The organism is Vibrio sp. RM-69-4 (assembly GCF_024743775.1).
Taxonomy (GTDB): domain Bacteria; phylum Pseudomonadota; class Gammaproteobacteria; order Enterobacterales; family Vibrionaceae; genus Vibrio; species Vibrio anguillarum.
Map to the genome: position 1 here is coordinate 1,077,702 of NZ_JAMQXI010000076.1, position 19,709 is coordinate 1,097,410.

The window sequence follows — 19,709 nt, forward strand, 5'->3', positions numbered from 1 at the left end:
ACTGCTTTGCACGCCAATATAACCCTACCTGAACCTTTTCTTGCGACAATTGAAGCGATACTGCCCACACATCTAACGATGAGTGATTTTATTGCAGCTTGCCAGCGTCCTTTGCGTAAAAGTATCCGAGTCAACACGCTAAAAATCTCTGTCGATAGTTTTTGTCAACGTGCCGTAGAAAAAGGGTGGGCTTTATCACCAGTGCCTTGGTGTAATACGGGTTTTTGGATTGAAGCCGATGAGTCTGTCGTACCTTTAGGTAATACCGCCGAACATATGGCAGGTCTTTTTTACATTCAAGAAGCCAGTTCTATGATGCCGGTGTCCGCTCTTTTCACTGGCGGTGAATCGTTCAATTCAGTACTCGACATGGCGGCGGCTCCGGGTTCAAAAACAACGCAAATTGCGGCGTGTATGGAAAATGAAGGCGTATTAGTCGCCAACGAATTTTCAGCCAGCCGTGTTAAAGTACTGCATGCTAATATCGAACGCTGCGGTGTACGTAACAGTGCACTGAGCAATTTTGATGGTCGAGTCTTTGGCGGTTGGTTACCGGAACAATTTGATGCGGTGTTAATAGATGCGCCATGCTCAGGAGAAGGTACCATCCGTAAAGATCCTGATGCGATGAAAAACTGGAGCAAAGAATCTGTATTGTCGATTTCCACAACACAAAAAGATTTGATTGAAAGTGCGTTTCAAGCTTTAAAGCCCGGCGGTGTGATGGTCTACTCAACCTGTACATTGAGTACAGAAGAGAACCAACAAGTGTGCTTGCATCTACAAGAAAAATATCCACAATCAGTTGAATTTGTTTCCCTTAGCTCATTGTTTGAGGATGCAAAAGCAGCTATTACAGACGAAGGGTTTTTGCATATATTCCCTCAAACTTATGATTGTGAAGGTTTTTTTGTTGCAAAAATCCGTAAACTTAGCTCTGTACCCCACCCTGAAGTCAACAAACGCTTAGGTCAATTTCCTTTTGCGAAAGCCAACCTTAAACTCACACAAGAGATCACGGATCAACTCATGAAAACGTTTGAAGTTGCGATCCCCGATGATACGAGTGTCTGGCTACGTGATAATGATGTATGGTTATTTCCAAACGCACTGGAACCTATGCTCGGCAAATTCCGCTTCTCTCGCATGGGGATAAAAATCGCTGAAACACATAAAAAAGGTTATCGCTGGCAACATCAAGTCGCTACATCATTAGCGACTGGTAACGAATCAAACTGCATCACACTATCGATTGAAGAAGCGCGAGATTGGTACATGGGCAGAGATGTCAGACCAGCACTACAAACTGGCACTGGCGAAGTACTGGTTAAGCTCGGTAACGATGTGATTGGCCTAGGGAAATGGGTAGGAAACCGCATAAAAAATGGTTTACCAAGAGAACTCGTTAAAGATAAAAATTTGTTTTAACACGCCCCAAAATAGGACAAAAATCTAGAAAACACGCACACTTCTAGCGATAACAACTATACTTACAGGGAAGCATAAGTACGACTATTTTAATGATTAGCGTAGGCTCAAATGAGCCATTCCCCTAGGCCCAAAAACGGAAAAGTTTTGGGCCTTTTTTTATCGTCAAGGAAAATAGATTGCAACAGGAGGTGGACGCCTCAGCTATACAAGATGAATTCCATCTTCCCCAATGGTAATTTTTCCCTGCTTGTACAAACCACCAATGCTCTTCTTAAAGGTTCCCTTACTGGTACGGAACATCGAAAAAATAGCTTCTGGTGTCGATTTATCACTTAATGGAAGAAAACCACCCTTTTTCTCAAGTAACTCTATGATCTTAGTGCTTAGCTCATCCATTTTTGCTACGCCAATTTTTTGCAGAGCTAGGTCAATTTTTCCATCTTCACGGATATTTTTGATGTAGCCTTTTAAGGTCTTACCAATAAACAACTTACCAAACACATCTGATGGGAAAATCATCCCCCAGTGCTCGCCATTGATGATGGCCTTGTATCCGAGTTCTGAGTGTTCTGCAATTAATAGATCAACTTGCTGATTCTGCGTATAGTTTGCAGGGGTTTTGTCCAGCCACTTGTTGAATTTAGTTGTGCCTACGATGCGGCCGGAAGCCTTATCAGTGTAGACATACACTAAAATCATTTGTCCTTCTTTAAAACGAGCACGCTGTTCGCTGTAAGGCACCAATAAATCTTTACCCTTCAGACCCCAATCAACAAAAACACCAGTGCTATTCACACCCTGAACTTTCATCAATCCCCACTCGCCTACTTTTGCAATCGGTTTTTCAGTCGTCGCGGCAAGTTGATTGTCTGAATCGAAATACAAAAATACGTCTATTTTCTGCCCCAATCCAACCCCATCTGGGGTAAATCGTTTAGGCAGTAAAGTGGTTCCAAAATCTTCAGCATCCAAAAATACGCCGAAATCAGCAATCTTTACGACTTCTAAACTGTTTATTTGACCAACGTTAATCATTTACTATGTCTCACCTCAATTTTGCAGAGATTATACGTGATCTCTGTTATCCTTTCCTGCATTCAAGGGAAAAATAAGCATTTTTTCAGGAGCTTTCTTTGGTTAATGTCGATAAGCAAGATACCATCACGCTTAAAATTTCACATGCCATGTCTCAGAGCAAAGAACTTGATCTAGACATTTACCTATTCATTCCCGGTGATTTAGGTCTAACACCCGAAATACTTCCTGAATCTGACTTTTACTATAGCTTCATCCACCAAGAGCGTGCGTATTACAGTGATAAAACGTTACTGCCCTTAGTGCACAGCCGACTTGCACAACGAGGCCATCTCTCTTCTACTCAGTATCGAGTCAGTTTGAGTTTATTTGCTTATCAGTATGTTATCGCTCTAGATAAAGCTGTAGTACAACTCAATACGACGAGTGACACCGTCACATCAGATGAAGTTGATAGTGTCATTGAACTCTCTTTAGATATTTTGAAAAGATTGCGCCGCAGCATTCCTTATGAAGAGAGCTTAAAACGCTATTACGCCAATATTGATAACTATTTATCTTGGTATACTGAGCAAAAGTTTCTTTCCCTAGTCGCACACATGAACCGCGATGGTGAATATAAAACCATCAAAGAGCGTCTAATTACACTGGTTGAAAAAGAACAGGCACATCGTAAACTTAACAATTACAACTCAGCAAAGGCAGGGGAAGACATCACTCGGCTGAGTAACAAGATGCGCCTACTACGCCGTTTAATCGAGCATCCCATTGTGCTTAATGAACACGTCACCTCTTTAGGTAATAACATGAAGCGTGCCGTAAAAGGCATCGCGACTGGGCTTGTGATGCTGTTTGTCACCGTCATCGCCATTACAGCTCGCGACTATTGGGGGGAAATCACCGCCTCTTTTATTATCGCTATGTCGTTTGTTTATGCATTACGCGAGATTTTTAAAGATGACTTACGCGATATGCTGTGGCGCTGGATCCGTAAAGGAAAACCTAAATGGAAGCGTCGTTACATAGACCCAACGACCGGAAAATCTGTAGGTTACAAAATTGAATGGCTTGATTATACCAACCTGAGTAAATTACCAGACAGAATCAAAACAATTCGAAAGAAACGCATTGTTCAAAGGGAGGAACAGGTACTTCACTATCGCTCAGAAACGGCCATGTCAACTTCACGCTTCATGAGTGGCTATGAGGAAACACGCGAAACTTTACACATTGACCTACGCCCGATTACCCGTTTGATGGACAAAGGCTCTAATCGCATTTATCAGTTAAGTGGTGGTCAAGTGAGTCGAGAAACCGTAGAAAAACGGCACTTGCTCAACTTGATTATCAAAGAAGATAACCATAAAGAAGAGCCCCGCTACTACCGTTGGAAAATTGTTTTAAATAGAAATAAGATTGTCGACATTGAACCGATAGAATTAAGCGAGTAGTCTCTAATTCGGCCTTATTTACCAATACGCTTTAACGATAAAGTAAGATGAAACTCCGCCATAGGCTCGTCACCATGCAGCGAAGGACAGGTTGCAATGATCTTTACTGTCTGATTGACCCGCTCTCCGGTCGCGATAGTTTCATCAAGCATACTGTCTATTAGCTGACCATCATAGCAATGAAAATGAACATCCGCCTCCGGCCTTTTTAAAAACTCCGCACTGACTGCTTTAAACGCCAACGATACTTTGGAGCCACGCTGTTGTGCTTTATGCATTGCCATAAAACCGCCCGCTACGTCTGCACCAACGGCTAACACACCAAAATACATACTATTTAAATGATTTTTATTGCGACGTTTAAGTGGAATTCGAATTTCTACAGAGCGTTCGTTTAGCACTAAAATCTTTGGCCTGCAGGACCAAATCAGTGGCACTTTTAAAAAACCAAACAGATTTAAGTAAAGATTCGCTTTTGTTAATGGGGAGAGCATGAGGCTTGACCTTTTCAATATGGTTGTCGGACCAGTTCAAGGTATACGCCGCGAAATGTCAATGAGTTGTTACAAAAAGTTAGGGTTGAGCGCAGCTATTCTGCGCCCAAATCAGATCATTACATTTTTACCACAACATCAGCCTGAACACTTTCAGCTAAGTGCTCCTGTAGCTTTGGATAGCTTGCGAGTGCTTGGGTAACGACCAAAATCGGCTTATTCGCATGACGTGCCGCTTTTGATGCTAAATCGAGCAGCGTGATGACCGCCTCACTCTCTGGATTAAACAAATGGGAAAGTTCGGGATTCTCTTTATCAATGCCTAAGGTGTATTGTGTTAAGTTATCGATGTTGATCACCACACCATCAAAATAGTGCATCAAACGCTCTGCCAACAATGCCGCTGATGGAACATCGCAAGAATAAAGCACTTTCAAACCATCTAAACTCCGAGGTAAAGACTGCTCTGCCAGACGGTCAATGATCGTAGCCGCATCACTTAATGTTCGAACAAATGGCACCACAATTTCGATGTTCAATCCTTGCTTGCGCAATGCCTTGATCACAGCGCATTCATAACTAAACGCTTTTGCATACTGGTTGGAAGAAAAACGCGATACGCCGCGCACTCCCATCGCTGGGTTAATTTCATCCGTTTCAACACTTCCACCGATCAACGCCTTATAAGTGTAACTATCTGCATCACTCAAACAGACACGAATCGTAGTGTGATTTTTTTGAACTGCTGCCACGACTCTATCAACAATGGTTGACGTAAAGTGCTCCGCCACCGCTTTGTCATCAAGAATGGATTGCAAAGAGCCTTGCTCAAGTTCGGTTAGATTTGCAAAATGTTGCTCGATCGAAGGATGATAAAACAACGAATCTAAAATAATGTCGGACAGCGACACATACAAATGCTGGGCATTTCCACTTGATTCAATTGCCGCTGGAAGGGCATCACCTAAGATCAACTGAGGGTGGATCGTATCATGTTGTGCCAAACTCATTCATTACTCCCTACATTTTTAATTATCTTGCTCAGGAAAATACCCATAGCCGAGTATTAATTCAAGTAAAAGTAAATATTTATGATGAATTTATGAATAAAATTTCACCTTACAGATGATAAGCAATAAGTTTTCCGTTTTGGAGTTTATTCCTATTGCCAATTCCGTTATCTTTACCGCTTCGCAATAAGAGTACAGGCTTTACCATGCCATTAAAAACAGATGAATTAAGAACTCAAGCCTTGGGCCCAATGCCGACTCCGGCAGAGCTTGGAAATGCGCATCCGATCACAGACGACGTAGCAGAGCGCATCGCAAACTCACGCCGTCAAATTGAAAATATTCTGACTGGTCACGATGATCGCTTGTTAGTCATTGTCGGTCCGTGTTCAGTACACGACACTGAAGCCGCAATGGATTACGCTCAACGTTTGAGTGCGATCCAAGACCAATATAAAAATGAACTGTTTATCGTCATGCGTACCTATTTCGAGAAACCACGCACCGTTGTGGGCTGGAAAGGTTTGATTACGGATCCCAATCTGGATGGTTCATATGCACTGGAAACAGGGCTCAATAAAGCACGGAAATTATTATTAGATATCAACAAGCTAGGCCTTGCTACTGCGACTGAATTTTTAGACATGATTACCGGGCAATACATCGCAGATCTCATCACGTGGGGAGCTATTGGTGCGCGTACTACGGAATCTCAGATACACCGAGAAATGGCGTCTGCACTGTCGTGCCCTGTCGGTTTTAAAAATGGCACGAATGGCAACATCAAAATTGCAATCGATGCCATTCGAGCGGCCCAAGCATCGCATTATTTTTACTCACCGGATAAAAATGGCCGTATGACCGTTTATCGTACCAGTGGTAACCCCTTTGGCCATGTTATTTTACGCGGTGGTGATACAGGGACAAACTATGACGCTGACTCCGTATCTGCAGCCTGCGAGCAACTGATCGAATTCGGCTTAGCCCCGCGCCTCATCGTAGATTTTAGCCACGCGAATTGCCAAAAGCAGCATAGAAAACAGATAGATGTAACGGCCGACATCTGCACACAAATACGTACAGGTAAGGATTTCGTTGCTGGTATTATGGCTGAAAGCTTCATTATCGAAGGTAATCAGCCAATGCATGACTTAAATAACCTCACCTATGGTCAATCGATTACCGATCCATGCTTAGGATGGGATGACACAGCAACTATGCTGGATATGCTGGCACAAGCGATCACTGACCGCCGTAACTTAAAGTAAATACTAAGCAATAGATAAGGAAACACCATGCCTTCTTTTGATATCGTTTCAGAAGTCGATACTGTTGAACTTCGTAATGCTGTCGATAATGCAAACCGAGAGCTTTCTACTCGTTTTGATTTTCGTAATGTAGAAGCTGGATTTGAACTCAAAGATGAAGTTGTAAAACTGTCTGCAGAAGATGATTTTCAATTGGGTCAAATGATGGATATTTTACGTGGTAACCTCGCTAAACGAGGTGTTGATGCCAAAGCGATGGAAGCGAAAGATTCCGTACATTCCGGCAAGCGCTGGTTTAAAGATGTCCAATTTAAACAAGGACTGGACCCGTTAACCTCTAAGAAAGTGGTGAAAGCCATCAAGGATGCCAAGCTCAAAGTCCAAGCATCCATTCAAGGTGAGAAAGTAAGAGTAACGGGTAAAAAAAGAGATGATTTACAGTCAGTGATCGCTCTCATGCGTGAATCGGATATGGGCCAGCCATTCCAGTATGACAATTTTCGAGACTAACAACACCACGAATAAATATCAAAGCCACCTCATTAGGTGGCTTTTCAATCACTGATAGTCATCATTTACAATGAATCTATTTCTTCCCTCTGACTTGGGTGAATAAATACCCAACGTCTTACAACATTAAGTCTTTCCCCACAAGCAAAGCGTACTCTGTTGTGTTTATAGGCAATAAAACACATATTCTTTTGCAATCAGACTTTGCTTGCTCAAGCTTTTCTGCAAGTTGCGCGGCATTCTTAAAACTTTCCCTTTCAGCATCACGGCGAACAAGATCAATCAATTCAAAAGGAGAATGTTGTTCATAAAAAACCACCTCTGCCCTTTGCATGTAACGTAGCGCTTTGATCGGCAGCATTTCAACATCATCGCCACAGCTTATCCATGTACATTGTACTGATTCTTCTATAGGCACTAAGAGAGCTTGTTGGTATAAACGCTCTAATTCTTCACGGCTTACTGCATTTTCTGTTTTGGAATCACTTAAAAAGGCTTCCCAAAACTTTCTTCTAGCACTGACAGAATTGAGTGATTGTTTAATTGAATTTCTCTTGGAGGCAGCGAAATCAGCAAGCAACGAGAGATTTTGCGGAAGAACTGCTTCCAATGTTTCTCGGATATTTCTCACCAACACTGGTGATGCACCACCACTGGATATTGCGATCTGAATTCGTCCACGGTTGACCATCGATGGCGTAATAAAATCACAGTATGGTTGATCATCGACAACATTGACCAAAACACCTGTCTTTCTTGCATCTTTATGCACTTGGTGGTTAAGCGACGGATTATCCGTTGTGGCCCATACCTGCCAGTATTCTTTCGTTAATAGTTCTGATGAATAAAAGTTTTGAACCCATTGGCAACGATTCTGCTCTACCAGTTCCAAAAGATAACGTTCAATCTTAGGTGATACGACGGTGACTTGAGCCCCAGCTCGAATCAATGCTTCTACTTTTCGACAGGCGACTTCGCCCCCACCCACAACCAGCACTGGTTTGCCCAATAAATTCAAAAACAGAGGAAAATACTGCATTTCATTCCATGAATAATCTAGATAACTATTCGCTTGATGCTACCAAAAATAGGGCATCTGCGACACTAATTAAATGCAGCCAAATAATTATCAACCAAATTTTCGCCACTGGACAGTTGAAAATCCTGACAACATACTAATGACACAATTGTTAATTTTACGTTAAAAGAGAAATATACAGCTTCTATTCTGTTGCCCCACTATTGAACATGGTTGCACCATTTACAATCTTGCAACATTTGTTCATTCTAGCTGCAGCTTAGGTTTGTGAATCTAATCAAAAATCTTTCAAATTACTAATTTGAGAAAATACAAATCATTACCTACGCTTATAAACGGTTGATTTGTAAATGTGCGATTGCATGCAAATACAACTTGGAAAGCTACACAACAACATTTTTAGTACGTTGTATCAGGTGTCACCTGGTTTAACATGGATCATACAGGAAGGATACAAATGGCGAATAAACTCACTGTTCTTGCTTCTGTTGTAGCAGCTTCTACTGCCATGATGGCGACGACAGCTTCAGCAGCAGATAGCACTTTAGATAAAGTACTTTCGCAAGGTTTTATTACTTGTGGTGTGAGCACTGGTCTACCAGGCTTTTCCAACCCGAACTCAAAAGGGGAATGGGAAGGCATTGATGTTGAATATTGCCAGGCACTTGCCGCAGCAGTTCTTGGTGACAAATCGAAAGTAAAATATGTTCCACTCACAGCAAAAGAACGGTTTACCGCCCTACAATCAGGTGAAATCGATGTTCTTTCGCGCAATACAACCTGGACGCTCCAACGCGACGCAGCACTCGGCCTTAATTTTGTCGGCGTAAACTATTATGACGGTCAAGGGTTCATGGTGAAAAAAGACCTAGGAGTGAAAAGTGCAAAAGAGCTTGATGGGGCATCGGTTTGTGTCCAATCCGGTACAACTACTGAGTTGAACTTGGCGGACTACTTCCGCAACACAGGCATGAAATACAAACCTGTGGTATTCGATACAGCAGCGCAAACCTCAAAAGGTTTTGACGCGGGCCGTTGCGATGCTCTAACAACCGACCAATCTGGTTTGTATGCGCTACGTTTGAACTTAACTGATCCTAACGTCGCGGTTGTATTACCTGAAATCATTTCTAAAGAGCCACTTGGGCCCGTTGTTCGTCAAGATGATGACAAGTGGTTTAACGTGGCGAAATGGACTCTCAATGCGATGGTTAACGCAGAAGAGTACGGTATTACCTCAAAAAATGCAGATGAAATGCTTAAATCTAGCGATCCTAATATCAAACGCATACTTGGCCTGGACGGCCCTAAAGGTAAAGGTTTGGGCATTCGCGATGATTGGGGATACCAAATTGTAAAACAAGTCGGTAACTATGGTGAAAGTTTTGAACGCACTGTAGGTAAAGGTTCTCCACTGCAAATCGCACGAGGTGCAAATGCGTTGTGGAATGCTGGCGGCTTTATGTACGCTCCACCTCTTCGTTAATAGTCACACAATCCCAAATAGGCGGTTTTAACCGCCTTTTTGGAAAAATGGATTTGAGGTTATAGTTGTATGAAACCTACTAAAACTATTGCGGCTAGCTCAGGAGCTCCCTCGGCTAAAAGCGCAAATTTGTTCTACAATCCTACTTTTCGTTCAGTCGCCTTTCAAATTATTGCTGTTCTCGTTCTGGTTTTTTTCTTTTACACCATTGTGACCAATGCACTTTCTAACTTAAGCTCTCGAGGCATTGCCACGGGGTTTGACTTCCTAGATCAAGAAGCTGGCTTTGGGATTGGCCTTACTTTGATCGAATACAATGAAACCTTTAGTTATGGGCGAACTTTTATCATAGGTTTACTCAATACCGCGCTAGTTTCTTTTTTAGGCGTTGTATTTGCCACCCTTTTAGGTTTTTTTATCGGTATTGCTCGTCTCTCTTCCAACTGGTTAGTCAGTCGACTTGCTGCTGTGTATATAGAAATCTTCCGTAATATTCCTTTATTACTGCAAATTTTCTTTTGGTATTTTGCCGTGTTACAGGCTCTACCATCGCCTAGGCAAAGCATGCAGTTAGGGGATTCTATTTTTCTCAATGTACGTGGTCTGTTCTTCCCTGCTCCCATTTTCGAAAGTGGCAGCACATTTATCTTTATTGCCTTTCTTGCTGGCTTACTAACCACCTTAATTATTGGCATTTGGGCTCGAAACAAACAGCGTTTAACAGGTCAGCAGACGCCTATGGGTAGAATTGCGGCTATCTTGTGCATCCTACTTCCTGTCATTGTGTACTTTGCTATGGGCCGTCCAGTGTCAGCAGAGTATCCACAACTGCAAGGGTTCAACTTCCAAGGTGGCATCAGTATTATCCCTGAGTTAGCCGCACTGCTGATTGCACTCAGTATTTATACGGCCGCATTTATTGCCGAAATTGTCCGTTCTGGCATTAATGCGGTGAGCCATGGTCAATCCGAAGCAGCAATGTCATTAGGATTATCTCGTTCAAAAACATTAAAACTCGTGGTCATTCCTCAAGCGCTGCGCATCATCATTCCGCCACTCACCAGCCAATATCTGAACTTAACCAAAAACTCATCATTAGCGATGGCGATTGGCTACCCTGATTTGGTTTCTGTTTTTGCCGGCACAACGCTCAATCAAACGGGTCAAGCGATTGAAATTATTGCGATGACCATGGGTGTTTACCTCACTCTCAGTTTGACGACATCGGCATTAATGAATATCTATAACCGTAAAGTTGCTTTGGTGGAGAGATAAGATGAAAGTACATCAGTTTCAACCTAACTTGCCACCGCCAGCCAATACCGTTGGCTTCATTGGGTGGCTGCGCAAAAATCTTTTTAATAACGCACTCAATTCCATCGTTACACTGATCTTAGGGTATTTCGCCTTCTGGCTTGTTTGGCATACGGTCGATTGGGCGATTATTAATGCCGATTGGGTAGGCACACAACGTAGTGATTGTACTCGTGAGGGGGCGTGTTGGGTGTTTATTAGCGTACGCTGGGATCAGTTTATGTATGGATTTTATCCAGAAGCTGAGCTCTGGCGACCTCGCCTCTTCTATTTCACTCTTGCTATTTTTAGTGCGTTGCTCGCCTATGAAAATACACCGAAAAAAACGTGGATTTGGTTGTTTTTTGTCAACATCTACCCATTTCTTATCGCGGCGTTACTCTATGGCGGCTTTTTCGGCCTAGAAGTGGTTGAAACGCATAAGTGGGGAGGCTTATTAGTTACGCTGATTATTGCCTTAGTTGGGATTGTTGTTTCGTTACCGATTGGCGTTGTACTGGCGTTAGGCCGACGTTCCGAGATGCCCATTATTCGCAGCCTATGTACCGTTTACATCGAAGTTTGGAGAGGTGTGCCACTGATTACAGTTTTGTTTATGGCATCCGTTATGCTGCCTCTGTTCCTCTCACAAGGCTCGGAAACGGATAAATTGGTTAGAGCATTGATTGGGGTGGTCATGTTCAGTTCGGCTTATATGGCAGAAGTGGTTCGTGGTGGTTTACAAGCGATACCTAAAGGTCAATACGAAGCCGCCGATGCGTTAGGTTTAAGTTACTGGAAAAAAGTCGGTTTGATTATTTTGCCGCAAGCACTGAAGATCACGATCCCATCTATCGTTAATACCTTCATTGGCCTATTTAAAGATACCAGCTTAGTACTCATTATCGGGATGTTTGACGTGCTCGGTATTGGACAAGCTGCCAATACCGATCCGGATTGGTTAGGCTTTTCTACTGAAAGTTATATATTTGTCGCGTTAGTGTTCTGGGTGTTCTGCTTTTCTATGTCTAGATATTCGATATGGCTTGAAAACAAACTCCATACTGGTCACAAACGATAACTACAAATCAAGGACGTATTATGACGCAGCAACGCAACCTCGCACCTTCTGAAGAAATCATGATTCAGATTAATGATATGAATAAATGGTACGGTGAATTTCATGTACTAAAGAACATCAATCTTACCGTTAAAAAAGGCGAAAAGATCGTTATTTGTGGCCCTTCAGGCTCAGGAAAATCGACCATGATTCGCTGTATTAACCGCTTGGAAGAGCACCAAAAAGGACAAATCGTCGTCGCGGGCAACGAACTGACGGAAGATCTTAAAAATATCGAAGCTGTGCGACGCGAGGTCGGTATGTGCTTCCAACATTTCAATCTTTTTCCACATTTAACCGTGTTAGAAAACTGTACACTCGCTCCAATTTGGGTAAAAAAGATGCCTAAAGGAGAAGCTGAAGCGGTTGCGATGAAGTACTTGGAACGCGTAAAGATTCCTGATCAAGCCGACAAATATCCCGGTCAACTTTCTGGCGGTCAGCAGCAACGAGTTGCGATTGCACGCTCATTGTGCATGAACCCACAGATTATGTTATTTGATGAACCAACATCTGCACTTGACCCGGAAATGGTACGGGAAGTATTAGATGTTATGGTTGAACTCGCAGGAGAAGGCATGACGATGCTTTGTGTTACCCATGAGATGGGCTTTGCTAAAGAAGTGGCCGATCGCGTTATTTTCATGGATGCTGGTGAGATCATTGAAGAAAATAACCCTGTTGAATTTTTTGAAAATCCTCAATCCGATAGAACGCGCAATTTTCTCTCTCAAATTCTCCATCATTAATGGATTAACGACCAACAAAGAGAGAGGTGAACATCACCTCTCTCTTTGTTTATGAGCATAGACACATGGTGTTACACATTCTTTAACATCTAAGTGACTATTTTTATTAAAATTTGTACAAGACAAATACGACACAGGGCTTGATTTTTAGCTCATTCAGCCCCATAAATGTACATACAAACATAAACCCTTACGAGGAAGATTATGAACAGCCCAATGTTTACTCGCTCAGCTAGCTTAGAGAGCACACTACAAACCAATAAAGTGTTGAAGAATACTTACTTCTTGCTTTCAATGACTCTTATCACCAGTGCTATTGCTGCGATGGCAACAATGGCAATGCAGATTTCACCATTCATGGCACTCGCTATGCAGTTGGGAGCAATCGGTATTCTGTTCTTCGTGATGCCTAAAGCCATTAATTCTTCTTCTGGTATAGTGTGGACATTTGTGTTCACCACATTAATGGGCGGTGCTCTGGGCCCAATGCTTAATCACTATGCGGCAATCCCGAATGGCTCTAGCATTATTGCTCAGGCACTCGGTCTTACTGGCCTTGTTTTTATGGGCTTATCCGCTTATACCATTACGACTAAAAAAGACTTTTCGTTCATGAGAAGTTTTTTAATGGCAGGCCTCATTATTGTCATCGTTGCGGCGATTATTAATATTTTTGTTGGTTCTACCGTTGGCCAACTTGCGATCAGCAGCATCGCGGCGCTCGTGTTTTCTGGTTTTATCCTATTTGACACAAGCCGCATCGTACGAGGTGAAGAGACAAACTACATTAGTGCTACCATCTCAATGTATCTAAATATCCTGAACTTGTTCACAAGCTTATTGGCTATTCTAGGCATTATGAACGACGACTAATTCACGTCGACATTTTGTCCAAACGAGCCCGCAAGCCACAGCTTGCGGGCTTTTTGCTTTCTAAACAGTTGAGATCACACATTCACTACGCTACCCTAAACGCGGATTTTTAATCGAGTAATAAAGATGTTTGAATACAATGGTAAAACCGTCGAAACTGATGCTCAGGGTTACCTCCTAGACCATACCGAATGGGAAGAAGGAATGATCCAGACACTGGCCAGTCAGGAAGATATCGAGTTAACAGACGCTCATCTAGAAGTCATTTTGTTCGTGCGCCACTTTTATGAAGAGTTTAATACTTCACCCGCAGTGCGTATGTTAGTCAAAGCGATGGAAAAAGCGCATGGTCCGGAAAAAGGCAATAGCAAATATCTGTTCAAACTCTTTAAAAAAGGCCCGGCCAAACAAGCAACTAAACTTGCTGGGTTACCAAAACCTGCCAAATGCTTGTAGTGCGAAACTAAGCCCCCAAGCAACTTAACCATGCAAAATACAAAGCGGTGCTACTTTTAAAGTATTTCGAATCCGCTATATTTTTCAGTATAAGAAAGAAGTGACTCACGCGACACCAACATTACTTTCGCCGTTTTGGGGCCTTGTTGAAGCCACTGATAAAACTGCTCCAAATTTTCACTATTCCCAATGGCGATGACTTCAACCTCGCCGTTATGTAAATTTTTAGCATAGCCTGTTAAGCCTAGCTTTAGTCCTTGATGAGCGGTGTGATAACGAAAACCAACCCCTTGGACCCTACCTGTCACGATAAACTTGTCGCACTGTTGAGCCATTTGGATCCCTCTATCTATGTTTAAATACTCAATCATTTATCTACTAAAATGCGTCGTTCACTATAATGAAAGAAATGACAATGGGTTAATTTGATGTACATCCCATAGACACTCTCCCCAAACAATTTCCTTTATTTACGTATGACGCTCGCTCTTTGTTTGCTTTCCATTACCTTTTCTATGAAAATACGCCCCCATTTTGAATATTCATCGAGTAATGTATGACAGCTGCAATCTATCTAGTCAAAGGCCGTGAAAAATCTTTGCGCCGTAAACATCCATGGGTCTTTTCCCGAGGGATCAGCAAGGTAGAAGGTGAGCCTAGCCTTGGAGAGACCGTCGACGTTTATACTCATGATAATCAGTGGTTAGCAAAAGCAGCCTATTCCCCTACTTCTCAAATTCGAGCTCGCGTCTGGAGCTTTGAGAAGCAGGAGATCAATGTCGATTTTTTTGTGAAACGGCTCGAAGATGCACTGTTAGTTCGCCAGGAGATTATTGAACGAGATGGTCTTACTGGCTTTAGGCTGATTGCAGCAGAATCAGATGGGTTGCCCGGTATTACTATCGATAAGTATCAAGATTATCTAGTATGCCAACTGCTTAGCGCAGGGGCTGAATACCATAAAACGAATATTGTTAAAGCGCTGACAATCGTTTTCCCAGAGTGCCATGTTTACGAACGTTCAGATGTTGCCGTTCGTAAAAAAGAAGGTTTGGAAGAGCGCATGGGCGTGCTGCATGGCGATGAGCCGCCAAAATCAGTCATTATCGAAGAAAATGGCGTAAAAATTAGCGTCGATATTGTTGGTGGACACAAAACAGGCTTTTACCTAGACCAACGTGACAGCCGCCAGAAATCAATAAAATATGTGAAGGATAAAGATGTCCTTAACTGTTTTTGTTATACCGGAGGCTTCGGTTTGTATGCTCTTAAAGGCGGTGCCAAACGTGTAATTAATGCCGACGTCTCACAACCTGCATTAGATACCGCCAAATACAATGCAGAGATCAATCAATTCGATATCTCCAAAAAACGCGCTGTATTTTTAAATGCCGATGTTTTCAAATTATTGCGAGAATACCGTGATCAAGGAACGCTGTTTGATGTGGTGATTATGGATCCACCTAAGTTCGTATCGAGTAAAAATAACCTGATCTCCGGTGCAAACGGTTATAAAGACATCAATATGTTGGCAATGCAAATTTTAAAACCGGGTGGCACTTTACTCACCTATTCATGCTCTGGCCTTATGGGCACCGATCTCTTCCAAAAAATCATTGCGGACGCGGCGCTCGATGCAGGTCGTAGCGTTAAATTTGTTGAAAGGTTCGAGCAAGCCGCTGACCACTTAACAGATTCAGCCTACCCTGAAGGGTTTTATCTAAAAGGGTTCGCTTGTAAGGTCTTGTAAGCCGTATTTATAGACAGCAAGAAAAACCGGAGCTCTTATCAAGCTCCGGTTTTCGTTATTTTAGTCCTTTAAATGGTTTAGGTTATCCATCAAGCTACTGGTGATATCCGCAGCTGACGCACCATCAAAGTCCACGGTCAATGTTTGACCTGACTTAACAATCGTTAGGTGCGATTCATGTTCATTTCCTGTAACACGGATAGATACATCGTCCGCAACACCTTGATGATCTACACCACCCAGTCCATCAAGCAATGCTGTGATCTCATCTTTGGTCATATCTTCAAACAAATCGGAAAAATCTAACGAATCCCCTTCCGAACGATGGAAGTCCGTGACGCGGTCAGTCGCGGTTTCCATCTCAACCCATTTGAATATGTCTGCGCCACTATCACCCGTTAAGATATCATTACCAAGGCCGCCAATAAGGGTGTCGTTACCTTCACCACCTCTCAAACCATCGTTGTGAGAACCACCATCAATATAATCATCACCAGTATGACCAAAAAGGATATCAGAGCCAGATTGACCAAATATTCGATCATTGCCACTACCGCTATTAACAACGTCAGCATTACGGCTTGATACATCGTTCGATAATAACAAACCATCATTATCTAACATTGAATCAGTGCCAGAAAGATTGCCTGTCATTACGTGATGATTGGCAATCTCAGACGCAGAAAGTTCCAAATCATCATCACTACTGTAACCATGAGATCCCGTCATTCCTGCATAAATGACGTCATTTCCAGAGCCCGTCTCAATATGATCGTTCCCCGATCCACCACTAACAGTTTGGTTTTGAGAGCCATTATTATAACCTTGCCCGACGTGAATATGGTTTTCATTGCCATGAACATCACGTACTGTACCTAACAAATTACCCCCAAAAGCAACATCGAATCTATCTGGGTGCTGTGAGTTTTCACCATTTCTAATAACTATCATGTCATTTAAATCATTGCCTTCAACCGTCAATGGTAAACCTACGGGTACACCATTTTTATCTACAGCGTTGACCGAAATCGTTAAAGTACTATTGGCAGCATCACCATCATTATCTCTCACGGTATAACTAAAAACTTCCTGTGCGTTGAGGGGGATCTTAGAGGCATCCTCAGTCACTTGATAAGTATAGCTACCATCAGCCATCAGAATCAGCTCGCCATACAAACCAATAACCTTAGTGCCAACACCGGTATTAATACTGCTTGATGTTTCTCCATTCACACACCCTATGACCGTCAATGACCCATCGGCACCGTGCAAATCGTTATGCATTACATTACCTAAAGCACTTGGCAAATGGTAACCACTTCCTTCAACAATCTTTGCCACCAAGTCAAACTGGTTGGATGCATTTTCGTCTGTCTTTATCGAGTTGATAACATTACCGTTTTTATCAACAAAACCTAAGACTTCAACTGTATACATCTTACCTTCAAATTCAAAAGTCACAGATTGACTTTCAATAGTAATGATATCCCTTGGATCAGACTGATTATTTGGTGTTTCGTTATGGGCAAAATTCACCGTAATCGTCACAGGCGTTACTCGACCATAAGCATCGGTTACTGAAAACGTTACATCTAGTGTTGCCCCCGTAATCGAGTCATAGATAGGGTAATTATAGTGAGTAAAGGTTCCTAGTTGGACTAGCTCATTGAGAGCTATGTTTCCAGCCAATCCACTATCGTTATCAATAAAACCATACCCTGATTGCCCATACCCTGCACTCGTTCCCCAGCGTACTTGGTCTAAATCAGGGTCAGCATCGCGCGAATCATAAATTGTAATATTTGAACCACCTGCGATATTGCTCCACTTAGCCGAAACACCGTTAAAATTAAATGAATCGGCTAATACATTGATTGAAGCAACATCCGCATTAGCGATAGGGGCATCATCTTCGATAACAATGGTGATTGCACTTGTGCTCGAAATACCACTTGAATTTTGTGCTTCAATGGGAATATCAATCACAAGGTCATCTTCTCCACCATTATTCGTGTGGTCGAATACAGCATGCAACTGACTAGTCACCTTGCCTTGGTTATCTACGGTAATTTCGACCACTTTATTGTCAGCAACCGTTCCAATCAGTCTCTGTTTATCCGAAGATAAGTTCCAGGTAATAGCTACACCATTAGAAGTGTAAGTACCAACCGGAATCCCCATAGAAAGCTCAGAGGTGTTCGCAATATTAAGCTGCCCTTCCACTGAGGTCTGGTTAGTCGTGTCTTGTGAACCAGTGATAGATGCGTCATCCGCAATCCCGCCTTGTAATCCTTCTTCAGAAACATTGAGCGTCAATTCACCAATAACCGGTGGAGACACAGGCTTGACCGCAAAACCAAGCACAGCACTGTCACCATCGGCATCAGTAACTTTCACTTGGAAATCAATATCTCCATCACCTGACGGCGATTGTATATTTTGATACTGGTAAAACTCCCATTTTCCCGTTGTCGGTGTAAACTCGAGTTTGAAGACTAAATGCCCTTCTGCATCTTTACCAGTAAGAGTATTTGCTCCTACTAATCCAACAGTAATGTCAGAGCCAGTAACCGTTTTGAGTGTCGCAGATTCATCCAGGCCAACTAATTGCAGTGCCCCTCGACCATCGGCCCCCCATTGCGGTTCAACGACACCAGAACCATAAGCAATTGGCTGCGGCGCATCCGAACCAAGAAACTCGATATTTTTAACGGTAAAGTCACTATTATCTTTATGATTGAACGAGTGACCATTATCAGTAGCTTTGATAACCATCGTATCAAAACCACCCTGTTGCACAGAAAAGTCTTTAGCGTAATCTCCACGATTTTCATCAGAGGTAAAACTTTGAGTTGCAATCAGCTTTCCATCTCGCCAAAACTCAACAATCCCGCTTTCGCCCTCACCGCCAAACATTTTGCTGAACTCAATTTTCGCACCATAAGCTACCGTGTTAGGATCGAGTTTAATAACCAACTCTTCGGATGCAGAACTGCCATCTGAAAACTTACGAAAATCAACTTCATTAGCAAGGTTATGGTACGGAGAATCCTTACTACTAACGCCGATACCTTCGTTGTCACCATTAATATTTGCACCAACTAACGTGGATGATAAAGCTGAAGAGAATCCTTTTGCAGTAATAGTAAATTGACCACCGTCAATCGTGGTCCTATTACCACGGTAACTCGTTAGATCAAACTGGCCAGTTAACACATCAGGGATGTCAGTTGCTGTGACAGCAACTGGATCCATCGCATGGTCACTAGGTGCATCGTCTTCAATGATGATAGATAGTTTGCTTTCCGTTGTGGCTTGCCCGTCTGAAACAAATACGCCGAGATCTAAACTCAGTGTATCTTCTTGGGAGCCATCTGGATGGTCGACAGGGTTGAGTAAAGTGACTGTATAGTTCCACTCGCCCTTACCACTTGCATTAGGAGCAGTAAGCTCGATTTCAATCACGGATTTAGAATCACTCCCAGATGTAGAGCCTATCAGCTTGTGATTTTGAGCATCCCATTCCCAAACGACTTCCATACCTCCCGACGTGATGCCCACCGGGCCCGAAAGAGTGATCCCTACGAAGTCGCTATCTACATCATCAATTGTGATGGTGCCAGATGCCTTAACTGCGTCGCTTGTATCTGAGGATCCAATATTATCTTGAAGCCCACCAGATAAGCCTTCCTCGGAGAGAGTACTAGGATTTACTATGTCAAGTATTGGTCCGTCCGCCACCGC

General features: G+C 42.7%; 17 protein-coding genes. 11 read left to right on the forward strand and 6 right to left on the reverse strand.

What is annotated here, in order from left to right; genetic code table 11:
- Positions 1 to 6: 6 nt before the first annotated feature.
- Positions 7 to 1,428 carry a 16S rRNA (cytosine(1407)-C(5))-methyltransferase RsmF gene (rsmF, locus tag NB504_RS17020; RefSeq protein WP_258429390.1) on the forward strand — a complete coding sequence of 474 codons (1,422 nt, stop codon included), beginning with the start codon at positions 7 to 9 and terminating at the stop codon, positions 1,426 to 1,428.
- 204 nt (positions 1,429 to 1,632) lie between these two features.
- Here the strand turns inward: rsmF and NB504_RS17025 are convergent, their stop codons facing one another.
- Positions 1,633 to 2,466 (reverse strand): S1 RNA-binding domain-containing protein, encoded by an 834-nt coding sequence (locus NB504_RS17025; RefSeq protein ID WP_094124919.1) that lies wholly within the window; start codon positions 2,464 to 2,466, stop codon positions 1,633 to 1,635.
- A gap of 98 nt (positions 2,467 to 2,564) precedes the next feature.
- Here NB504_RS17025 and NB504_RS17030 point away from each other — a divergent pair, with 98 nt between their 5' ends.
- On the forward strand, positions 2,565 to 3,917 hold the full coding sequence (locus NB504_RS17030) for a hypothetical protein (RefSeq protein WP_017044687.1): 1,353 nt from the start codon (positions 2,565 to 2,567) through the stop codon (positions 3,915 to 3,917).
- 14 nt (positions 3,918 to 3,931) lie between these two features.
- Here NB504_RS17030 and NB504_RS17035 read toward each other — a convergent pair whose 3' ends face one another.
- Together NB504_RS17035 and NB504_RS17040 are read right to left on the reverse strand one after the other, a co-directional pair.
- Positions 3,932 to 4,411 carry a PaaI family thioesterase gene (locus NB504_RS17035; protein WP_094165579.1) on the reverse strand — a complete coding sequence of 160 codons (480 nt, stop codon included), beginning with the start codon at positions 4,409 to 4,411 and terminating at the stop codon, positions 3,932 to 3,934.
- Positions 4,412 to 4,530: 119 nt separating this feature from the next.
- Entirely contained in the window at positions 4,531 to 5,421 is an 891-nt protein-coding gene (locus NB504_RS17040; protein WP_010319067.1) for a putative PEP-binding protein, read from the reverse strand.
- 206 nt (positions 5,422 to 5,627) lie between these two features.
- Here NB504_RS17040 and NB504_RS17045 point away from each other — a divergent pair, with 206 nt between their 5' ends.
- Both NB504_RS17045 and NB504_RS17050 read left to right on the forward strand, forming a co-directional pair.
- On the forward strand, positions 5,628 to 6,689 hold the full coding sequence (locus NB504_RS17045) for a 3-deoxy-7-phosphoheptulonate synthase (protein WP_026028836.1): 1,062 nt from the start codon (positions 5,628 to 5,630) through the stop codon (positions 6,687 to 6,689).
- Positions 6,690 to 6,716: 27 nt separating this feature from the next.
- Entirely contained in the window at positions 6,717 to 7,199 is a 483-nt protein-coding gene (locus NB504_RS17050; RefSeq protein WP_010319065.1) for a YajQ family cyclic di-GMP-binding protein, read from the forward strand.
- A 118-nt stretch (positions 7,200 to 7,317) separates the two neighbouring features.
- On the opposite strand, the gene NB504_RS17055 is transcribed toward NB504_RS17050, so the two are convergent.
- On the reverse strand, positions 7,318 to 8,238 hold the full coding sequence (locus NB504_RS17055) for a bifunctional precorrin-2 dehydrogenase/sirohydrochlorin ferrochelatase (protein WP_258429391.1): 921 nt from the start codon (positions 8,236 to 8,238) through the stop codon (positions 7,318 to 7,320).
- Positions 8,239 to 8,695: 457 nt separating this feature from the next.
- Between NB504_RS17055 and NB504_RS17060 the strand changes: the two genes are divergently transcribed.
- The 6 genes from NB504_RS17060 to NB504_RS17085 all read left to right on the forward strand — a co-directional run bounded on the left by NB504_RS17060 (position 8,696) and on the right by NB504_RS17085 (position 14,215).
- A complete protein-coding gene (locus tag NB504_RS17060) occupies positions 8,696 to 9,724 on the forward strand; it encodes an amino acid ABC transporter substrate-binding protein (protein WP_026027113.1) in 1,029 nt (342 codons plus the stop codon).
- Positions 9,725 to 9,793: 69 nt separating this feature from the next.
- The gene (locus NB504_RS17065; protein ID WP_017044681.1) at positions 9,794 to 10,999 is read left to right on the forward strand and encodes an amino acid ABC transporter permease; all 1,206 of its coding nucleotides are present in this window, start codon (positions 9,794 to 9,796) and stop codon (positions 10,997 to 10,999) included.
- Position 11,000: 1 nt separating this feature from the next.
- Positions 11,001 to 12,098: an amino acid ABC transporter permease gene (locus NB504_RS17070; RefSeq protein WP_026028006.1), complete on the forward strand. Its 1,098-nt coding sequence runs from the start codon at positions 11,001 to 11,003 to the stop codon at positions 12,096 to 12,098.
- A gap of 20 nt (positions 12,099 to 12,118) precedes the next feature.
- Positions 12,119 to 12,886: an amino acid ABC transporter ATP-binding protein gene (locus NB504_RS17075; protein WP_013856933.1), complete on the forward strand. Its 768-nt coding sequence runs from the start codon at positions 12,119 to 12,121 to the stop codon at positions 12,884 to 12,886.
- A gap of 204 nt (positions 12,887 to 13,090) precedes the next feature.
- The gene (locus NB504_RS17080) at positions 13,091 to 13,759 is read left to right on the forward strand and encodes a Bax inhibitor-1 family protein (protein ID WP_010318447.1); all 669 of its coding nucleotides are present in this window, start codon (positions 13,091 to 13,093) and stop codon (positions 13,757 to 13,759) included.
- A gap of 126 nt (positions 13,760 to 13,885) precedes the next feature.
- Positions 13,886 to 14,215, forward strand: coding sequence for a TusE/DsrC/DsvC family sulfur relay protein (locus NB504_RS17085; RefSeq protein ID WP_064625147.1), 330 nt, complete (start codon positions 13,886 to 13,888; stop codon positions 14,213 to 14,215).
- 56 nt (positions 14,216 to 14,271) lie between these two features.
- On the opposite strand, the gene yccX is transcribed toward NB504_RS17085, so the two are convergent.
- Positions 14,272 to 14,550 carry an acylphosphatase gene (gene yccX, locus NB504_RS17090; protein ID WP_064625145.1) on the reverse strand — a complete coding sequence of 93 codons (279 nt, stop codon included), beginning with the start codon at positions 14,548 to 14,550 and terminating at the stop codon, positions 14,272 to 14,274.
- A 221-nt stretch (positions 14,551 to 14,771) separates the two neighbouring features.
- On the opposite strand from yccX, the gene NB504_RS17095 reads away from it, so the two are divergent.
- Positions 14,772 to 15,965 (forward strand): class I SAM-dependent methyltransferase, encoded by a 1,194-nt coding sequence (locus NB504_RS17095; protein WP_047689509.1) that lies wholly within the window; start codon positions 14,772 to 14,774, stop codon positions 15,963 to 15,965.
- 60 nt (positions 15,966 to 16,025) lie between these two features.
- Here the strand turns inward: NB504_RS17095 and NB504_RS17100 are convergent, their stop codons facing one another.
- On the reverse strand, positions 16,026 to 19,706 hold the full coding sequence (locus NB504_RS17100) for a choice-of-anchor K domain-containing protein (RefSeq protein ID WP_258429412.1): 3,681 nt from the start codon (positions 19,704 to 19,706) through the stop codon (positions 16,026 to 16,028).
- Positions 19,707 to 19,709: the final 3 nt, after the last annotated feature.

Coding starts and splice junctions, on each gene's coding strand:
- NB504_RS17025 (WP_094124919.1), bottom strand. CDS start 2,466: ATGATTAACGTTGGTCAAATAAACAGTTTAGAAGTCGTAAAGATTGCT.
- NB504_RS17035 (WP_094165579.1), bottom strand. CDS start 4,411: ATGCTCTCCCCATTAACAAAAGCGAATCTTTACTTAAATCTGTTTGGT.
- NB504_RS17040 (WP_010319067.1), bottom strand. CDS start 5,421: ATGAGTTTGGCACAACATGATACGATCCACCCTCAGTTGATCTTAGGT.
- NB504_RS17045 (WP_026028836.1), top strand. CDS start 5,628: ATGCCATTAAAAACAGATGAATTAAGAACTCAAGCCTTGGGCCCAATG.
- NB504_RS17050 (WP_010319065.1), top strand. CDS start 6,717: ATGCCTTCTTTTGATATCGTTTCAGAAGTCGATACTGTTGAACTTCGT.
- NB504_RS17055 (WP_258429391.1), bottom strand. CDS start 8,238: ATGCAGTATTTTCCTCTGTTTTTGAATTTATTGGGCAAACCAGTGCTG.
- NB504_RS17060 (WP_026027113.1), top strand. CDS start 8,696: ATGGCGAATAAACTCACTGTTCTTGCTTCTGTTGTAGCAGCTTCTACT.
- NB504_RS17065 (WP_017044681.1), top strand. CDS start 9,794: ATGAAACCTACTAAAACTATTGCGGCTAGCTCAGGAGCTCCCTCGGCT.
- NB504_RS17070 (WP_026028006.1), top strand. CDS start 11,001: ATGAAAGTACATCAGTTTCAACCTAACTTGCCACCGCCAGCCAATACC.
- NB504_RS17075 (WP_013856933.1), top strand. CDS start 12,119: ATGACGCAGCAACGCAACCTCGCACCTTCTGAAGAAATCATGATTCAG.
- NB504_RS17080 (WP_010318447.1), top strand. CDS start 13,091: ATGAACAGCCCAATGTTTACTCGCTCAGCTAGCTTAGAGAGCACACTA.
- NB504_RS17085 (WP_064625147.1), top strand. CDS start 13,886: ATGTTTGAATACAATGGTAAAACCGTCGAAACTGATGCTCAGGGTTAC.
- yccX (WP_064625145.1), bottom strand. CDS start 14,550: ATGGCTCAACAGTGCGACAAGTTTATCGTGACAGGTAGGGTCCAAGGG.
- NB504_RS17095 (WP_047689509.1), top strand. CDS start 14,772: ATGACAGCTGCAATCTATCTAGTCAAAGGCCGTGAAAAATCTTTGCGC.